We start from the raw sequence: 15,042 nt of genomic DNA, 5'->3' as shown, positions 1-15,042 counted from the left end.
GCGAGTTAAGCCACTGTCGCACCGTACGCGGTCGCGAACCGCACGGCCTGGCTGATGTCGATGGTGGCGCCGCCGAGGTCGACGCCCCGCAGTTCCACCCCGTCGAGGTCGGCGCCGCGCAGGTCGGCGCCCTTGAGGGTCGCGTCGGTCAGCCGGGCGTTCGACAGGTCGGCGTCGCGCAGGTCGGCCCGGCTGAGGTCGGCCCCCAGCAGGTCGGCCTCGCGCAGCCGCAGACCGGCCAGCCGGGCCCCGGTCAGGTTCTGCCCGCGCAGCGACACGAAACCCCAGTCGCCGCCCTCGACGGTGATCGGTCGCAGCCCGCAGTCGATGAACTGCGTGCCGGTCAGCTTGCAGTCGGTCAGCGTCGCGTCGAAGAACGAGCAGCGCTGCACGGTCGACTGCATGATGGCGACCCGTTCCAGCGTCGCCGCGTTGAACCGGACATTGCCGAAGGTGCAGTTGGTGAAGACGCAGCCGGTCAGCCGCGCCTCCGACCAGTCGACGTCGTGGAACGCGCAGTCCTCGTAGCGGACGCCGGTGACCTCCTCCAGCGCCCAGTCCCGGCCGCGGAAGGTCTCGTCCTGGACGAGGTCGGTCATCAGCCGTGGTAGAAGTGCCGGGTGCCGGTCAGATAGACGGTCATGCCGGCCTTGGCCGCCGCCTCGATCACCTTTTCGTCGCGGATCGAGCCGCCCGGCTGCACGACCGCCTTCACCCCGGCCGCGATCAGCACCTCGAGCCCGTCGGGGAACGGGAAGAACGCGTCGGAGGCGGCCACGCTGCCCTTGGCCCGGTCGGCGCCGGCCCGGTCGACCGCCAGGTGCGCCGAGTCGACGCGGTTGACCTGACCCATGCCGACGCCGACGGTCGCGCCGCCCGAGGCCAGCAGGATCGCGTTGCTCTTGACGCTGCGGATCGCGCGCCAGGCGAAGGCCAGGTCGGCCAGCTCGTCGGCGGTGGCGGGCTCACCGGTGGCGAGCGTCCAGTGGGCCGGGTCGTCGCCGGGGGCGTCGATGCGGTCGGCCATCTGCACCAGCACGCCGCCGCCGATCTGCTTCATCTCGGCCGGGGCCGGGTTCCAGGCCGGCGCGGCCAGCACACGCAGCTTCTTCTTGGCCCGGAAGATCTCGAGCGCGCCCGCCTCGTACGACGGGGCGACGATGACCTCGGTGAAGATGCCGTCGAGCTGCCGAGCCATCGCCTCGGTGACCTCACGGTTGACCGCGATGACGCCGCCGAACGCCGAGACCGGATCGCAGTCGTTGGCCTTGCGGTGCGCCTCGGCGACGTCGGCCCCGACCGCGATGCCGCACGGGTTGGCGTGCTTGATGATCGCCACGCAGGGCTGGTCGAAGTCGTTGGCGCTGCGCCAGGCGGCGTCGGCGTCGACGTAGTTGTTGAACGACAGTTCGCCGCCGTGCACGAGCTCGGCCTGGGCCAGCCCGACCGGCGCGTTCGGGTCGAGGTAGAGCGCGGCCTGCTGGTGCGGGTTCTCGCCGTACCGGAGGGTGTTGGCCCGCTTGAGGGCGAGGCCGGCGAACTCGGGCCATTCGCTGGGGGCCAGGGTCGTGGCCGTCCAGTTGGCCACGGCGACGTCGTACTCGGCGATGTCGGCGAAGGCCCGGGCCGCGAGCGCCTTGCGCTGGGCGAGCGTGAAGCCACCGTTCCGCACGGCGTCGAGAATCAGCCCGTACGCCTCGACGGCCGTGACCACCGCGACGGACGGGTGGTTCTTGGCGGCCGCGCGCACCATGGCCGGACCGCCGATGTCGATCTGCTCGACGCACTCGTCGACGCTCGCGCCCGACGCCACCGTCTGCGTGAACGGGTAGAGGTTGCTGACCAGCAGTTCGAACGGCTGGATGTCGAGCTCGGCCAGCTGTGCGGCGTGGCTCTCGAGCCGCTGGTCGGCCAGCAGGCCGGCGTGGACGCGCGGGTGCAGCGTCTTGACCCGGCCGTCGAGCGTCTCGGGGAAGCCGGTGAGCTGCTCGACCCGGGTGACCGGGACGCCGGCGGCCTCGACCGTCGAGGCCGTCGAGCCGGTGGAGACGATCTCGACGCCGGCCGCAGCGAGCGCCTGGGCCAGCTCGACGAGGCCGGTCTTGTCGTACACGCTCAGCAGTGCCCGCTTGATCGGGCGGCGGCCCTCGTCGGTCATGCCGACACTCCGCTTCGCTCCGCGCCGGCAAGCCCCTGGACGCTGAGCCTAATGATTCCCTCGCTGCACTCGGTCATGCGGAATGCGTACCTTCCTGTTCTCGATGGTCCAGCCCGCACGCACCAGGCGGCCGACAAAATCGACCAGCTGGGCCCGCTCGGCCACCTTGATCCGCTCGGTCAGCGTGTCCTCCGTGTCGTCGTCGAGCACGGGCACCGCGACCTGGGCGATGATCGGGCCGGTGTCGACGCCGGCGTCGACGAAGAAGAGGGTCGCCCCGGCGATCTTGACGCCGTAGGCGAGCGCGTCACGCGGGCCGTGGATGCCGGGGAAAGCCGGCAGCAGCGCGTTGTGGGTGTTGATGTAGCGGTCGCCGAACGCGGCCAGGAACTGCGGCCCGACCAGTTTGAGGAAGCCGGCCGAGACGATGAGGTCGGGCTTGAACTCGGCGACGTGGGCGGCGAGGGCGGCGTCCCAGTCGTCCCGGGTCTCGTACGCCTTGACCGAGTCGACAAAAGTGGGCACGCCGGCAGCGGCAGCCCGGTCGAGACCGGCGATGCCGGCACGGTCGGCGCCCACGGCCACGACCTGCGCGCCGTAGGCGGGGTCGGCGGACGCGTCGAGCAGGGCCTGCAGGTTGCTGCCCGAACCGGAGACGAGGACGACCAGGCGGGCGGGCGCGGGGTCGGTCACCTGAGCACCCTATCTCGCACACGGTGGGACGGCCGACAACGGGTCAGCCCGTCAGGCACGCAAAACAGCTGATCATCGGATACGCTGCCGGTCCTCAGACATTCGAATCGCTCACTTCGGTCAACACCGTCGGCAAACTGGAGGACAGCCCGTGACTACCCCACCCCCTTACTACGGTCCGCCCGGTGGCGAGCCGGGTGGCGTGCCGGCCGCCCCGCAGAACACCCAGGGTCTCGTCGGCATGATCCTCGGCATCGTGTCGATCCCGCTGGTCTGCTGCTTCTACCTCGGCATCCCGCTCGGTATCGCGGCCGCGATCGTCAGCTACCTCGGTCTGCAGAAGGCGAACGCCGGCCAGGCCACCAACCGCAGCCAGGCGATGGCCGGTCTGATCACCGGCGCCGTCGGCGCCGTGCTGGGCATCGCGCTGCTGATCTGGGCGGTCACCGCCGGTCAGAACATCAACTGGGAAGACATCACCAACAACTCGGGTAACTGAGCTGTCCGAAGGGGGACGCCCGGGTGGGCGTCCCCCTTCTTCATGTCTTCCGCCGGACCACCGCGCGTTCAAGCCTTCGGCGTACGGAACATCCGCGCGGCCGCCGCGCCCAGGGCTGCCGAGACGCCGAGCACGGCCGTGGCCAGCAGGCCGACCTGCCACGGATCGGGACCGATCGTCGCCATCCGGTCGTCGCCGAGCGGCCCGCCGGAGAACTCCGCGGCCAGGCCCAGCAGGATCCCGGCCACCGGACCGGCGATCAGGCCGCTGCCGAGGACGAGCGGCCAGGCGAGTTCCCTCGGCTTGGTCTCTTTCTCGCCGGCTTCCTTACCCTCGCGGGTGAGGCGCAGGGTGAGCAGCCAGCCGGCGGCCAGGCCGGCCAGCACGGGCAAGGCCAGCAACAGGGTGCCGGCCGCGCCCATCGGGCCGTTGGGCAGACCGGCCAGCAGCGGCAGGGTCGGCAGCGGGCCGACGGTCACCTCGGTCAGCCGCACGATCGAGCCGGTGCCGAGCGCGAACCCGGGACCGAGCAGATAGGCCGCCGCCCAGACCGAGCCGTTCACCCCGTAGGCCAGGCTGACCAGCGTGATGCCGGCCTGACCGGCCACCCCGGTGCGATAGGCGGAGATCATGTCCGCCGCCTGACCGCCGCCCAGCGCGATCGAGAGCCCGGTGACCGCTGCCCCGGCCGCGAGCACGAACAGGGCCGCGATGACACCGGTGCGGACGCCGTGCCGCAGCGGCCCGGGCAGCCGGCCGGCCCAGACGCTGAGCGCGTCGGTGCCGCGCAGCGACCCGGCCAGCGAACCGGCCAGGCCGATGAGGAAGAAGTTGAGCGCGGCCCGGCCCGCGGTGACCTCGGTGCCCTTGCCGTCGACGACGAGCGCCAGGATCGAGCCCAGCAGCGAGTAGGTCAGGGCGATGGCGAAGGCCACCGACAGCGCGCGGGACGTGGAGCCCGTGCGGCGGGCCCCGACAGCCCGGGTGACGTGCAGGCCGGCCCGGTTGAGCCGCCACACGATCAGCATGCTGAGCAGCAGCGGGGCCAGCCCGAGGGCACCGATCGACGTGCCGATGGACACGCCGTGGCCGAGCATCCAGCCGGCCAGCCCGGCGTGGGCGGCGCCGGCCAGACCGCCGCTGCCCTCGAGGGTGCGGGCGAGACCGACGACGGCGGCGACCGGGACGTACGACAGCAATGCGGCCCACAACGTGGCGAAGGCCGCCGCTACCGGCAGCGGGGCCCGGCTCTGCGGGCGCTGCGGCGGGCGGCGCTGGGTGGGCAGCCGGACGGTTTGGCGGTTGCCGAGCACCTCGTCGTCGACCAGGACCGTGCGCTGTTCCCGGGCTACGTCCACGGTTTCCCGGGACACCGGCCCGGTTCCCTGTGCCACGGCCTCGGTCGGGCGCCCGACCGCGATCGGCTCGGTGTCGTGGGCGACCTGCGTCGCCTCGGCGACCGCGAAGGGGTCGTCCGAGTCGTCGGGACGCTCGGGTGTGCTGGGCATCGGCGACTACTTTTCCACGCCGGAGCCGGGTGAGCGATGCAAAAACGGCGGCGCGCCGCCGTTCGGGTCGCGGGGACCCGGACGACGGCGCGCCGATCGCTGGTGGGTGATCAGCTCATGACCTCACGCATGAGACGGGCGGTCTCGCTCGGCGTCTTGCCGACCTTGACTCCCGCGGCCTCGAGGGCTTCCTTCTTGGCGTCCGCGGTGCCCGCGGAACCCGAGATGATCGCGCCGGCGTGGCCCATGGTCTTGCCGGGCGGGGCGGTGAAGCCTGCGATGTAGCCGACCACCGGCTTCGTGACGTTCGCCTTGATGAACTCGGCCGCCCGCTCCTCGGCGTCGCCGCCGATCTCACCGATCATGACGATCGCGTCGGTGTCGGGGTCGTCCTGGAACGCCTTCAGCGCGTCGATGTGCGTGGTGCCGATGATCGGGTCGCCGCCGATGCCGACCGCGGTCGAGAAACCGAAGTCGCGCAGCTCGTACATCAGCTGGTAGGTCAGCGTGCCGCTCTTGCTGACCAGGCCGATGCGGCCGCCCGGGGTGATGTCGGCCGGGATGATGCCGGCGTTGCTGGCCCCCGGTGACGCGATGCCCGGGCAGTTCGGGCCGATGATCCGGGTCTTCTGACCGCGGTCCACGTTGTAGGCCCAGAAGTGCGCCGAGTCCTGCACCGGGACGCCCTCGGTGATGACCACGGCCAGCGGGATCTCGGCGTCGATGGCCTCGATCACGGCGGCCTTGGTGAACGCCGGCGGCACGAAGATGACCGACACGTCGGCGCCGGTCTCCTTGATGGCCTCGCCGACACTCGCGAAGACCGGGAGCTCCGTGCCGTCGAAGTCGACGGTCGTGCCGGCCTTGCGCGGGTTCACGCCGCCGACCACGTTGGTGCCCGCGGCCAGCATGCGCCGGGTGTGCTTGGAGCCTTCGGAGCCGGTCATGCCCTGGACGATGACCTTGGAATCCTTGGTGAGCCAGATAGCCATGACAGTCACTTCCCCGCAGCAGCGAGCTCGGCGGCCCGGGCGGCCGCTCCATCCATCGTGTCCACTCGCTCGACCAGCGAGTTGTTGGCCCCGTCGAGGATGGCCCGGCCGGCCTCGGCGTTGTTGCCGTCGAGGCGTACGACGAGCGGCTTGGTCACCGTCTCGCCGCGCTCGCCGAGCAGGGCGAGCGCCTGGATGATGCCGTTGGCGACCTCGTCGCAGGCGGTGATGCCGCCGAAGACGTTGACGAACACGGACTTCACGGCGGGGTCGCCGAGCACGATCTCGAGGCCGTTCGCCATCACCTGGGCGCTGGCGCCACCGCCGATGTCGAGGAAGTTGGCCGGCTTGACGTTGCCGTGCTGCTCACCCGCGTAGGCGACCACGTCGAGAGTGGACATGACCAGGCCGGCGCCGTTGCCGATGATGCCGACCTCACCGTCCAGCTTGACGTAGTTGAGGTTCTTGGCCTTGGCCGCCTGCTCCAGCGGGTCGACCGCGGACTGGTCGATCAGCGCCTCGTGGTCGGGGTGCCGGAACGCCGCGTTCTCATCCAGCGTGATCTTGGCGTCGAGCAGCAGCACCCGGCCGTCGCCGACCTTGGCCAGGGGGTTGACCTCGACCAGCGTGGCGTCCTCGGCCACGAAGGCCTGCCACAGCTTCACGGCGATGTCGACGATCTGCTCGGCGACCTCGGCCGGGTATTGCGCCGCGGCGACGATCTCGCGGGCCTTCGCCTCGTCGACGCCCTTGACGGCGTCGATGGCGATCTTGGCCACCCGGTCCGGCTGCTCCTCGGCGACCGTCTCGATCTCCATGCCGCCGGCGACGCTGGCGATGCACAGGAACGTGCGGTTGGCCCGGTCGAGCAGGTAGGAGAAGTAGTACTCCTCCTTGATGTCGGCCGTCTCGGCCAGCATCACCTTGTGGACCGTGTGGCCCTTGATGTCCATGCCCAGGATGTCGGTCGCCCGGGCCTCGGCCTCGTCCGCGCCGTCGGCCAGCTTGACGCCGCCCGCCTTGCCCCGGCCGCCGACCTTGACCTGCGCCTTGACGACGACCTTGCCGCCGAGCCGCTCGGCGATCGCCCGGGCTTCCTGCGGGGTCTCGGCGACGCCACCGCCCAGCACGGGCAGCCCGTGCCGTTCGAAGAGGTCGCGCCCCTGATATTCGAACAGGTCCACGTGTCTCCTTTCGCTCGCGACGCCATGCGCCGGCAAGCCGCACCGCCCGCGTCCCGACCTGTTTGCGCGGCGGCCTTGGCGGCGTCGCCGGCGTGAAGAATGTCCGGCCCTACGGGCCATCATTCGCAGACTAGCGACCGGGACCACTGCTCCGGAGCCGCGGGTGCACGGTGTGCAAGACCGCACACCCGGGGTACGGGCAACAGCCGCGCCACGCGGGGCCGGAGTGACCCGGAAACTCCCGGGGTTCTTCGCGTAACCCTCCCTCGGAGGCTTCGTTGAGTGTGGTGTCGGAACGCTGAGGCAGACCGGCGCGAAGGCGGCCGATGCCCTGTCGGTCGAGGGGTGGCGGCGGGGCATCGTGCATGGAGGGGCCGGACGTGTGAGGGGTGCGTCCGGCCTCTCCCCTTGCCTTTTGTTCGCGTTGCCTTTTGTTCGCGTCGCCTTTGATTAGCGGGTAGCGGCCGATCGGCCCACCGGCTTCGCGCCTCGTGACCGATCAGCCCACCGGCTTCGCGCGTCGCGGCAGGTCAGCCCACCGGCGAAGAGACATTGGCGCGTACCCATTCAATGATGGACGCGGTAGTAGCGCCCGGAGTGAAAATGCGGGCCACCCCGAGCTGTTCCAATTCCGCGATGTCGTCGGCCGGGATGATGCCGCCGCCGAATACGACGATGTCACTCGCGTCACGTTCCGCGAGCAGCTCGATGACGCGCCGGAACAATGTCATGTGCGCCCCGGACAGAACGGACAAACCGATCGCGTTCGCGTCCTCCTGAACGGCGGTCTCGACAATCTGTTCCGGCGTCTGGTGCAGGCCCGTGTAGACAACTTCCATGCCGGCGTCGCGCAGCGCCCGGGCCACCACCTTGGCCCCGCGGTCATGCCCGTCCAGCCCCGGCTTCGCGACGACCACCCTGATCCGTGCTTGCATCCTGACCCTCCGAGCCACTGACCGCGTTGTCACCTGAACGAACGGTAACCTGCCGGGCCGCCGGGAGACAGTCGCCGCCCCGAACCGGAGATCACCTGCGGTGACCGAAAATGTATTCTGCGTCACCTCACTATCTGTTTTTGATGCCATTACTCCGCGTGCGCGAACACTTCTTCGAAAAAGGCCGCCAATTCGGACATTCGCTGCGCAATACGGACCAGGAACTGTCAGCGATTTGGCGCTGCGACTTGTGACCCGGCAGACGTTTGGCTACCGTGGCTCCCGGCTGTCAACCAGTTAACGCTGATCTGACAGCGCGGATGCCTCTCGAATCACCGGAAGTTCGGCCTCGGGAACCTGCACTTTGCCACCGACGGAGGGTTGTTCGTGCGCCAGCGCTTGTCGTCTGAGCCCGATCGTTATCGCGGTCGTCGCCGCGTCCCCACCCCTCCGCGCTCCCGCTACGCCATCGCCGTCACCGCTGCCTTCGCCGGGGCCGGTGTTGTCGCCCTGGGCGCCTCGAACATGCCCGACGCCAAGACCGTCGACCCGCAGGCCCTCAAGGGTCTCGGAGGCAGTCAAGTAGCGGCCGAGGCACTGGCCGAGCGTGACGCCGGCGCCGACGCCGCTTCCCGCGGCGAGAGCCGCAACTCGACGGCCACCACCAAGCTGAGCGCCGAGGAGGCCGCGGCCGACGTCTGGCTGCTCCCCCTCGAGGAATACACCTTCACCTCCGGCTACGGCATGCGGTGGGAGAAGCTGCACGCCGGCATCGACCTGGCGGCGCCCGAGGGCCTGCCCTACAAGGCCATCCACGCCGGCAAGGTCACCCAGGCGGGCTACTTCGGCGCGTACGGCTACGCGGTCACGATCGAGGACGACGAGGGCAACGAGGTCATCTACGCCCACTCGCGCCGCGTGCTCGTCGAGAAGGGCCAGGTCGTCAAGGCCGGGCAGGTCATCGGCCAGGTCGGCAACACGGGCGCCTCGTACGGCACCCACCTGCACCTCGAGATCCACGTCGACGGCGCCCCCACCGACCCGATCCCGTTCCTGCGTCAGCGCGGCGTCGACATCAAGCTTCAGGTCGAGTCGGTCTTCGCCGCCGGCGTGACCGGCGCTTCCTGATCTTCCCTTCCAGCGCTCGCTGAGGGTGTTCTACCCCTCGGTCCGCGCCTGAACCATCCCGATCGCGTGGTCCGGCCAGCTGGCGCTCGCTGACTCTGGTTCATACCTCCCACTGCGGACGACTCCGTACGGCGCTGGTCCTCGCGGACGACACCGCACGACGCTGGGCCGGGCGTACGCGGACGACACCCACCGCGCGGATGAGACGGCACCGCCGCTCAGCTTCAGGCACCGCGAGGGCACCAAGCGCAACCGGCGACGGCGAGCGGCACCGCCGGCCGAGTTCCACCCACCTGCGGGTGGCCCCGTTCATCAGGGGCCATGGTCTTCTTGGTTGCAAGTCGGGTGAACCGGGGTCTACCTCTCTCAAGAAGTCTTCGGGTGGGCCGACAGGCAGACGTCAGTGATCGTTCTGCCTGGGAGGTTGTGCCGCGTGGCGTTTCAAGCCGAGACCCGTTCCGCCGGGCGGCACCGCCGGGAACTGGCCGGGCGGCACCGCGCTCCGCGCTCCCTCACCCTCGCGAGCCCGCTGCTCCACTCCGTCGCGAGCCCGCTGCTCCACTCCGTCGCGAGCCCGCTGCTCCACTCCATCGCGAGCCCGCTGCTCCACTCCATCGCGAGCCCGCTGCGCAGCGACAAGGGCCGTGCTGTGCTGCTGACCGCGGCACTGGGCAGCGCGCTCATCACCGGTGTGGCCGGCGGTACCGCCGCGGCCGCCGCCGATTCGGCCACCCCAGCCTCCATCGTCGCAGCCGCCCCCACTCCGACTTCCGCTTCCGAGCCGGATGCCGTCACCGAGGCGCCGGTCGCTCCGTGGAAGCCCCCGGCGGCGGGCACGGCCGCCGGGACGCCACGCAAGGTCAAGCCCCGCCCGATCGCCCCGGTCAAGGCCAAGGCGAAGACGCAGGCCGCCACCACAGGCTGGGTCAACCCGAACCCGTCGGGCCGGGTGACCTCGTGCTACGGCCAGCGCTGGGGGCGCCTGCACGCGGGCGTCGACATCGCCGGGCCACACGGCTCACCCATCCTGGCCGCCGGCAGCGGTGTCGTGGTGCGGGCCGGTGACGCGCAGGGCTATGGCCTGGCCGTCCTCGTCGACCACGGCAACGGCTACCTCACCCACTACGGGCACCTGTCCGCCATCGCGGTGCACGAGGGCCAGCGGGTCGAGGCCGGCGAGCAGATCGGCGACGAGGGTTCCACCGGCCACTCCACCGGGCCGCACCTGCACTTCGAGGTGCACCAGGGCCTCTACAAGAACCCGATCGAGCCGACCGCCTGGCTACGCGAACGAGGAGTTCCCGTACCCGGCTGCGACTGACCCCGCAGCACCCCGAGGCGGCATCTCAGATCTTCTCGATGAGGGCGTCTCAGATCTTCTCGATGGGGGCGTGGCGCAGGATCAGCCACATCACCTGGTCGCCGAAGTCGACCTGGGCTCGAGCGCCGGGGCCCTGGCCCTCGACGGTGATCACGCGGCCCAGGCCGTAGCGCTGGTGGTTGACGCGGTCGCCCGGTGAGACCTTGGGCGCCTGACGCAGCTCGCTAGCGGTCGACAGCTTGCTGCCGTCGATGCCGAGGCGGCTCGCCAGCTGCTGGGCCTTGGGCGTACCCCCGGAGAAACCGCCGCCGCGGGACCGGTCGCCGCCACCGCGACCACCCACCCCGCCGCCCGTGCCGGACCACGAGGTGTAGGAGCCGGCCGTGCGCTCCCAGCGGATCAGCTCGGGCGGCAACTCGTCGGTGAAGCGCGAGGGCGGGTTGTACTGCGGCTGGCCCCATGCGGCCCGGGTGACCGCGCGGGAAAGGTACAGCCGTTGGCGGGCGCGGGTGATGCCCACGTAGGCCAGGCGGCGTTCCTCTTCCAGCTCGTTGTTGTCGCCGAGGGCGCGGGTGTGCGGGAAGACGCCGTCCTCGAGACCGGTCAGGAAGACCACCGGGAACTCGAGACCCTTGGCCGTGTGCAGCGTCATCAGCGTGACCACGCCCTGGTGGTCGGGGTCGTCGTCGGGCAGCTGGTCGGCGTCGGCCACCAGCGCCACCTGTTCGAGGAAGCCGGCCAGCGTGGCGACGGGGGTGTCATCGTTCTCGTCGGCCTGGGCCTCGACGCGCTCGGAGTACTCGCGGGCGACGCTCACCAGTTCCTGCAGGTTCTCGACCCGGCCCTGGTCTTGCGGGTCGAGGCTCTCTTCCAGCTCGGAGAGCAGGCCGGAGCGCTGGAGGGCGACCTCCAGCACCTCTTCGGGCGGGGCGGTGGCCGACATCTCGCGCAGGTCGTCGAGCAGCTGGACGAAGTCGGTGATGCTGTTGGCGGCGCGGGTGGAGATGCCGGGCGCGTCTTTCGCACGGCGCAGTGCCTGGCCGAACGAGATGCGGTCGCGGCTCGACAACGCCTCGACGCAGGCCTCGGCCCGGTCGCCGATGCCGCGCTTGGGGGTGTTGAGCACGCGGCGGATGCTCACCGTGTCGTCGTCGTTGACCACGGAACGCAGGTAGGCCAGCGCGTCACGGACCTCTTTGCGCTCGTAGAACCGGACGCCGCCGACCACCTTGTAGGGCAGGCCGACGCGGATGAACACCTCTTCGAAGACACGGGACTGCGCGTTGGTGCGGTAGAAGACGGCCACATCGCCGGGGCGCACGTCCTCGCGGTCGCTCAGCCGGTCGATCTCGCGGGCCACCCAGTCGGCCTCGGCGTGCTCGGTGTCGGCCACATAACCGACGATCTGCTCGCCGGCGCCCTGGTCGCTCCAGAGTCGCTTGGGCTTGCGCGAGGTGTTGCGGTCGATCACCGCGTTGGCCGCCGACAGGATCGTCTGGGTGGACCGGTAGTTCTGCTCGAGCAGGATCGTGCGGGCCTCGGGGTAGTCGCGCTCGAACTCGAGGATGTTGCGGATGGTGGCGCCGCGGAACGCGTAGATCGACTGGTCGGCGTCGCCCACCACACACAGCTCGCCGGGCTCGACCTCCCCACCCTTCTCGCCCACCAGCTCCTTCACCAGCGTGTACTGCGCGTGGTTGGTGTCCTGGTATTCGTCGACCATGACGTGGCGGAACCGGCGACGATAGGTCTCGGCGACGTGGGGATGCGACTGGAACAGGTGGACCGTGGTCATGATGATGTCGTCGAAGTCGAGCGCGTGCGCCTCGCGGAGGCGCCGCTGATACAGCTCGTACGCCTCGGCGACAGCCCGCTCGTTGGGGCCCTTGGCCTTGTCCTTGAACTCTTCCGGCTCGACCAGTTCGTTCTTCAGGTTGGACACCTGGGCGGCCAGGCCGCGCGCGGAATAGCGCTTGGGGTCGAGGTCGAGCTCGCGGATCACCAGCGTCATCAGGCGGCGCGAGTCGTCGGCGTCGTAGATCGAGAAGGTGCTCTTGAGGCCGGCGTGCTCGTGCTCGGCCCGCAGGATGCGGACGCAGGCCGAGTGGAACGTCGACACCCACATCAGCCGTGCCCGCGGGCCGACGAGGTGAGCGACCCGCTCCTTCATCTCGCCCGCGGCCTTGTTGGTGAACGTGATCGCGATGATCTGGCCGGGGTGGACGTCGCGCTCGGCCAGCAGGTAGGCGATGCGATGCGTGAGCACCCGGGTCTTGCCCGAGCCGGCGCCGGCCACGATGAGCAGCGGCGAGCCGGCGTGGGTGACCGCGTCGCGCTGGGGGCCGTTGAGGCCGGTCAGCAGCGTCTCGGGGTCGCGTCTGCGCGGTGGCCGCGCCTCGGCGGGAGGGCGCGTGGCAGGCACGGCGAACAGGGTGCCGTCGGGGGTTTCGGAAGAAGGTCGCATCGCGGGGGCAAGTCTATGCCGACCCTCCGACAAGAATCGTCCGCCGCACAGCCGTCCACTAGTTGTCCACAGCCGGTAGCGCTCACCAGCGTCTATACAGCAGGCTGTGGTAGTTGCCCAAACACATACTCAGGAGATCGAACATCATGGACCGTCTCCGTCGCCGGACCGTGCTGCGTCACCTCGCCGCACCGGCCCTGGCACTGGCTGTGGTCGCGGCACTGCCGCTGGCCCCCGGCCCCGCCACGCCCGCGGCCGCCGCGCCGCCCGAGTTCCAGCCCGTCAGCGTGAGCTACGGCCCGCCCCCGGGCGCGACCGTCAAGGGCCAGTTCCTGAGCTACAACGACTTCCACGGCGCGATCGACCCGCCGTCCGGCAGTGGCGCGGTCGTCAACGCGTCCGGCACGTCCACTCCCGCCGGCGGCGTGGAATACCTGGCGACGTACCTCAAGAAGCTGCGGGCCGAGGCCAAGGCCGAGGGCCGGCAGACGGTGACCGTCGGCGCCGGCGACCTCATCGGGGCGACGCCGCTGGTCAGCGCCGCGTTCCACGACGAGCCCACGATCGAGCTGATGAACCAGATCGGCCTGCAGGTGAGCTCGGTCGGCAACCACGAGTTCGACGAGGGCGTCAACGAACTGATCCGCATGCAGCGCGGCGGCTGCCACCCGACCGACGGCTGCCAGGACGGTGACGGCTTCGGCGGGGCGAAGTTCACCTACCTCGCCGCCAACACGATCAACAAGAAGACCGGCCTGCCCATCCTGCCGCCGATCGACATCAAGATCATTAACGGCGTACCGGTCGGCTTCGTCGGCATGACGCTCGAGGGCACAGCCGCCATCGTCAACCCGGCCGGCATCCAGAACGTGCGCTTCGCCGACGAGGTCGAGACGGCCAACAAGTGGGGCAGCGTGCTGAAGCTGCTCGGCGTCAAGGCGCAGGTGCTGCTCGTGCACGAGGGCGGCTCGCAGGCCACGGCCACGCCGACGCCCGGCGTGAGCGACTGCAACGGCTTCACCGGCCCGATCGTGCCGATCGTGGCCGGGCTCAACCCCGAATTCGGGCTGGTCGTCTCCGGCCACACCCACCGGTTCTACTCGTGCACGCTGCCCAACAAGAAGGGCACCTCGGTCGTCACCAGCGCCGGCACCAACGGCCAGATCGTCACCGACACCGACTGGTCGATCGACCGCCGCACCGGCCGCTTCGCCGAGATCACGGCCAAGAACGTGATCGTCGAGAACGGTGTCCCGGACGGCAACGGCGGCTGGCAGCGCGACGCCAACGGCATCTTCCTGAGGAACCCGGCCACGGCCGACGCCGCCGCCAAGAAGGTCGCCGACAAATACCGTACGGCGGTCGCGCCGATCGCCAACCGCATCGTCGGCCGCATCACGGCCGACATCACCCGCACCGCGACGCCGGCCGGCGAGAGCCCGCTCGGCGACGTGATCGCGGACGCCCAGCTGGCCCGCACCACGGGCGAGGGCGCTCAGATCGCGCTGATGAACCCGGGCGGCATCCGGGCCGACTTCGACGCCGAGGCGTCGGCCGGCGGCGAGGCCAACGGCGAGATCACGTACGGCGAGGCGTTCACCGTCCAGCCGTTCAACAACCTGGTGGTCACCCAGACCTTCACCGGCGCGCAGCTCAAAGAGGTGCTCGAGCAGCAGTTCGTCGGCTACAACGGCCAGAACTCCACCAAGATCCTGCAGGTGTCGGCCGGCCTCACCTACACGTGGAGCGCCTCGGCCGCTCTGGGCTCCAAGATCTCGAACCTGGCCCTGAACGGCACTCCGATCGACCCCGCCGCCTCATACAAGATCACCACGAACGACTTCCTGGCCAACGGCGGCGACGGCTTCTCCTCCCTCACCGCCGGCACCGGCCGGGTCACTGCCCCGGGCTTCGACGTCGACGCCCTGGTCGCCTACCTGGGCGCCGGCGCCCCGGTCGCCCCCGGCCCCGCCAACCGCATTTCCACGGTCGCGTGAGCCGTGGCGGTGATCGTGTCCCACGGATCGGGCGGTTTTCTTGCGTAGCCGTTCGGGACGGGGGCATACTCGGCCTCGTGATCCAGCAGACGCGATTTTTCTATGGCCCCGGATGTCCGGCTGCCGTAGCTAGCGTCTGAACGACAGACCTACATCGAGCCCC

At 70.3% G+C, this 15,042-nt stretch carries 12 protein-coding genes; 4 read left to right on the top strand and 8 right to left on the bottom strand.

Features of this window, described 5'->3' with window-relative positions:
• Window positions 1–5 precede the first annotated feature (5 nt).
• From LXN57_RS20195 to purN, 3 genes are read right to left on the bottom strand one after another with little or no spacing between them, the layout of a single operon-like run.
• Window positions 6–599, bottom strand: a complete 594-nt coding sequence (locus LXN57_RS20195; RefSeq protein ID WP_251799717.1) for a pentapeptide repeat-containing protein — start codon at window positions 597–599, stop codon at window positions 6–8.
• Window positions 599–2,158, bottom strand: coding sequence for a bifunctional phosphoribosylaminoimidazolecarboxamide formyltransferase/IMP cyclohydrolase (purH, locus tag LXN57_RS20190; protein WP_251799716.1), 1,560 nt, complete (start codon window positions 2,156–2,158; stop codon window positions 599–601). Before purH ends, LXN57_RS20195 begins: the two co-directional genes overlap by 1 nt.
• 48 nt (window positions 2,159–2,206) lie before the next feature.
• A complete protein-coding gene (purN, locus tag LXN57_RS20185; RefSeq protein WP_251799715.1) occupies window positions 2,207–2,851 on the bottom strand; it encodes a phosphoribosylglycinamide formyltransferase in 645 nt (214 codons plus the stop codon).
• 151 nt (window positions 2,852–3,002) lie between these two features.
• Here purN and LXN57_RS20180 point away from each other — a divergent pair, with 151 nt between their 5' ends.
• Window positions 3,003–3,350: a DUF4190 domain-containing protein gene (locus tag LXN57_RS20180; protein ID WP_251799714.1), complete on the top strand. Its 348-nt coding sequence runs from the start codon at window positions 3,003–3,005 to the stop codon at window positions 3,348–3,350.
• A gap of 68 nt (window positions 3,351–3,418) precedes the next feature.
• On the opposite strand, the gene LXN57_RS20175 is transcribed toward LXN57_RS20180, so the two are convergent.
• From LXN57_RS20175 to icmB, 4 genes are all read right to left on the bottom strand, one after another.
• Window positions 3,419–4,858, bottom strand: a complete 1,440-nt coding sequence (locus LXN57_RS20175; RefSeq protein ID WP_251799713.1) for a cell division protein PerM — start codon at window positions 4,856–4,858, stop codon at window positions 3,419–3,421.
• 110 nt (window positions 4,859–4,968) lie between these two features.
• Entirely contained in the window at window positions 4,969–5,850 is an 882-nt protein-coding gene (gene sucD / locus LXN57_RS20170) for a succinate--CoA ligase subunit alpha (RefSeq protein WP_251799712.1), read from the bottom strand.
• 5 nt (window positions 5,851–5,855) lie between these two features.
• On the bottom strand, window positions 5,856–7,034 hold the full coding sequence (sucC, locus tag LXN57_RS20165) for an ADP-forming succinate--CoA ligase subunit beta (RefSeq protein WP_251799711.1): 1,179 nt from the start codon (window positions 7,032–7,034) through the stop codon (window positions 5,856–5,858).
• Between the two features lie 530 nt (window positions 7,035–7,564).
• Window positions 7,565–7,969, bottom strand: a complete 405-nt coding sequence (gene icmB, locus LXN57_RS20160; RefSeq protein WP_251799710.1) for a coenzyme B12-dependent isobutyryl CoA mutase small subunit — start codon at window positions 7,967–7,969, stop codon at window positions 7,565–7,567.
• 387 nt (window positions 7,970–8,356) lie between these two features.
• Here icmB and LXN57_RS20155 point away from each other — a divergent pair, with 387 nt between their 5' ends.
• Together LXN57_RS20155 and LXN57_RS20150 are read left to right on the top strand one after the other, a co-directional pair.
• Window positions 8,357–9,097, top strand: a complete 741-nt coding sequence (locus LXN57_RS20155; RefSeq protein WP_251799709.1) for a M23 family metallopeptidase — start codon at window positions 8,357–8,359, stop codon at window positions 9,095–9,097.
• A gap of 433 nt (window positions 9,098–9,530) precedes the next feature.
• On the top strand, window positions 9,531–10,418 hold the full coding sequence (locus LXN57_RS20150) for a M23 family metallopeptidase (protein WP_308206638.1): 888 nt from the start codon (window positions 9,531–9,533) through the stop codon (window positions 10,416–10,418).
• Between the two features lie 49 nt (window positions 10,419–10,467).
• Here the strand turns inward: LXN57_RS20150 and pcrA are convergent, their stop codons facing one another.
• Entirely contained in the window at window positions 10,468–12,882 is a 2,415-nt protein-coding gene (pcrA, locus tag LXN57_RS20145) for a DNA helicase PcrA (protein ID WP_251799708.1), read from the bottom strand.
• A 146-nt stretch (window positions 12,883–13,028) separates the two neighbouring features.
• On the opposite strand from pcrA, the gene LXN57_RS20140 reads away from it, so the two are divergent.
• A complete protein-coding gene (locus LXN57_RS20140) occupies window positions 13,029–14,879 on the top strand; it encodes a bifunctional metallophosphatase/5'-nucleotidase (protein WP_251799707.1) in 1,851 nt (616 codons plus the stop codon).
• Window positions 14,880–15,042 lie beyond the last annotated feature (163 nt).

The sequence above is a fragment of the Paractinoplanes hotanensis genome (genome assembly GCF_023717965.1).
In the GTDB taxonomy this organism is placed as follows: domain Bacteria; phylum Actinomycetota; class Actinomycetes; order Mycobacteriales; family Micromonosporaceae; genus Actinoplanes; species Actinoplanes polyasparticus.
Note: the sequence above shows the minus strand (reverse complement) of the source record. Positions and strands in the feature narration are given on the sequence as shown.

Bases quoted from the DNA above. Each gene is read 5' to 3' on its own strand.
- pcrA (WP_251799708.1), bottom strand. From the start codon at position 12,882: ATGCGACCTTCTTCCGAAACCCCCGACGGCACCCTGTTCGCCGTGCCT.
- LXN57_RS20195 (WP_251799717.1), bottom strand. From the start codon at position 599: ATGACCGACCTCGTCCAGGACGAGACCTTCCGCGGCCGGGACTGGGCG.
- sucD (WP_251799712.1), bottom strand. From the start codon at position 5,850: ATGGCTATCTGGCTCACCAAGGATTCCAAGGTCATCGTCCAGGGCATG.
- LXN57_RS20175 (WP_251799713.1), bottom strand. From the start codon at position 4,858: ATGCCCAGCACACCCGAGCGTCCCGACGACTCGGACGACCCCTTCGCG.
- purH (WP_251799716.1), bottom strand. From the start codon at position 2,158: ATGACCGACGAGGGCCGCCGCCCGATCAAGCGGGCACTGCTGAGCGTG.
- icmB (WP_251799710.1), bottom strand. From the start codon at position 7,969: ATGCAAGCACGGATCAGGGTGGTCGTCGCGAAGCCGGGGCTGGACGGG.
- LXN57_RS20140 (WP_251799707.1), top strand. From the start codon at position 13,029: ATGGACCGTCTCCGTCGCCGGACCGTGCTGCGTCACCTCGCCGCACCG.